2 rRNA genes (1 of these 2 cut by a window edge) are annotated in these 2,500 nt (G+C 51.9%); both read right to left on the reverse strand.

Annotated features, from left to right (window positions below):
- Positions 1-46: 46 nt before the first annotated feature.
- Positions 47-162: ribosomal RNA gene (rrf, locus tag JFT91_RS13395) — 5S ribosomal RNA — on the reverse strand.
- Positions 163-313: 151 nt separating this feature from the next.
- A 23S ribosomal RNA gene (locus JFT91_RS13400) occupies positions 314-2,500 on the reverse strand (it continues 708 nt past the right edge of the window).

A 2,500-nucleotide genomic window follows, 5' to 3' on the forward strand; every position in this document is an offset into this window, starting at 1 on the left:
AAAACAAAACCCCAACTGCTTTCGCAATTGGGGTTTCGGAATTTAATCTTGACGATGACCTACTCTCACATGGGGAAACCCCACACTACCATCGGCGATGCATCGTTTCACTGCTGAGTTCGGGATGGGATCAGGTGGTTCCAACGCTCTATGGTCGTCAAGAAATTCGGGTACTGACTCGTGACCAGATGGCCTCGCTTCAGCAAATTGGGTATGTGACAGCTATCGGTGTTTGTGAACATCGAACTTTCGGTTCGTTTCGTCTTCACACACCGCAACTCTGGCCTTTCGACGCAAATTGCTTGGGTGTTATATGGTCAAGCCTCACGGGCAATTAGTATTGGTTAGCTCAACGCCTCACAGCGCTTACACACCCAACCTATCAACGTCGTAGTCTTCGACGGCCCTTCAGGGAACTCAAGGTTCCAGTGAGATCTCATCTTGAGGCAAGTTTCCCGCTTAGATGCTTTCAGCGGTTATCTTTTCCGAACATAGCTACCCGGCAATGCCACTGGCGTGACAACCGGAACACCAGAGGTTCGTCCACTCCGGTCCTCTCGTACTAGGAGCAGCCCCTCTCAAATCTCAAACGTCCACGGCAGATAGGGACCGAACTGTCTCACGACGTTCTAAACCCAGCTCGCGTACCACTTTAAATGGCGAACAGCCATACCCTTGGGACCGGCTTCAGCCCCAGGATGTGATGAGCCGACATCGAGGTGCCAAACACCGCCGTCGATATGAACTCTTGGGCGGTATCAGCCTGTTATCCCCGGAGTACCTTTTATCCGTTGAGCGATGGCCCTTCCATACAGAACCACCGGATCACTAAGACCTACTTTCGTACCTGCTCGACGTGTCTGTCTCGCAGTCAAGCGCGCTTTTGCCTTTATACTCTACGACCGATTTCCGACCGGTCTGAGCGCACCTTCGTACTCCTCCGTTACTCTTTAGGAGGAGACCGCCCCAGTCAAACTACCCACCATACACTGTCCTCGATCCGGATAACGGACCTGAGTTAGAACCTCAAAGTTGCCAGGGTGGTATTTCAAGGATGGCTCCACGCGAACTGGCGTCCACGCTTCAAAGCCTCCCACCTATCCTACACAAGCAAATTCAAAGTCCAGTGCAAAGCTATAGTAAAGGTTCACGGGGTCTTTCCGTCTAGCCGCGGATACACTGCATCTTCACAGCGATTTCAATTTCACTGAGTCTCGGGTGGAGACAGCGCCGCCATCGTTACGCCATTCGTGCAGGTCGGAACTTACCCGACAAGGAATTTCGCTACCTTAGGACCGTTATAGTTACGGCCGCCGTTTACCGGGGCTTCGATCAAGAGCTTCGCGTTAGCTAACCCCATCAATTAACCTTCCGGCACCGGGCAGGCGTCACACCCTATACGTCCACTTTCGTGTTTGCAGAGTGCTGTGTTTTTAATAAACAGTCGCAGCGGCCTGGTATCTTCGACCGGCATGAGCTTACGGAGCAAGTCCTTCACCCTCACCGGCGCACCTTCTCCCGAAGTTACGGTGCCATTTTGCCTAGTTCCTTCACCCGAGTTCTCTCAAGCGCCTTGGTATTCTCTACCCAACCACCTGTGTCGGTTTGGGGTACGGTTCCTGGTTACCTGAAGCTTAGAAGCTTTTCTTGGAAGCATGGCATCAACCACTTCGTCATCTAAAAGATAACTCGTCATCAGCTCTCGGCCTTAGAATCCCGGATTTACCTAAGATTCCAGCCTACCACCTTAAACTTGGACAACCAACGCCAAGCTGGCCTAGCCTTCTCCGTCCCTCCATCGCAATAACCAGAAGTACAGGAATATTAACCTGTTTTCCATCGACTACGCTTTTCAGCCTCGCCTTAGGGACCGACTAACCCTGCGTCGATTAACGTTGCGCAGGAAACCTTGGTCTTTCGGCGTGGGTGTTTTTCACACCCATTGTCGTTACTCATGTCAGCATTCGCACTTCTGATACCTCCAGCAAGCTTCTCAACTCACCTTCACAGGCTTACAGAACGCTCCTCTACCGCATCATCCGAAGATGATACCCGTAGCTTCGGTGTATGGTTTGAGCCCCGTTACATCTTCCGCGCAGGCCGACTCGACTAGTGAGCTATTACGCTTTCTTTAAAGGGTGGCTGCTTCTAAGCCAACCTCCTAGCTGTCTAAGCCTTCCCACATCGTTTCCCACTTAACCATAACTTTGGGACCTTAGCTGACGGTCTGGGTTGTTTCCCTTTTCACGACGGACGTTAGCACCCGCCGTGTGTCTCCCATGCTCGGCACTTGTAGGTATTCGGAGTTTGCATCGGTTTGGTAAGTCGGGATGACCCCCTAGCCGAAACAGTGCTCTACCCCCTACAGTGATACATGAGGCGCTACCTAAATAGCTTTCGAGGAGAACCAGCTATCTCCGAGCTTGATTAGCCTTTCACTCCGATCCACAGGTCATCCGCTAACTTTTCAACGGTAGTCGGTTCGGTCCTCCAGTTAGTG

This window comes from Pseudomonas sp. TH08 (genome assembly GCF_016651275.1).
Lineage (GTDB): Bacteria > Pseudomonadota > Gammaproteobacteria > Pseudomonadales > Pseudomonadaceae > Aquipseudomonas.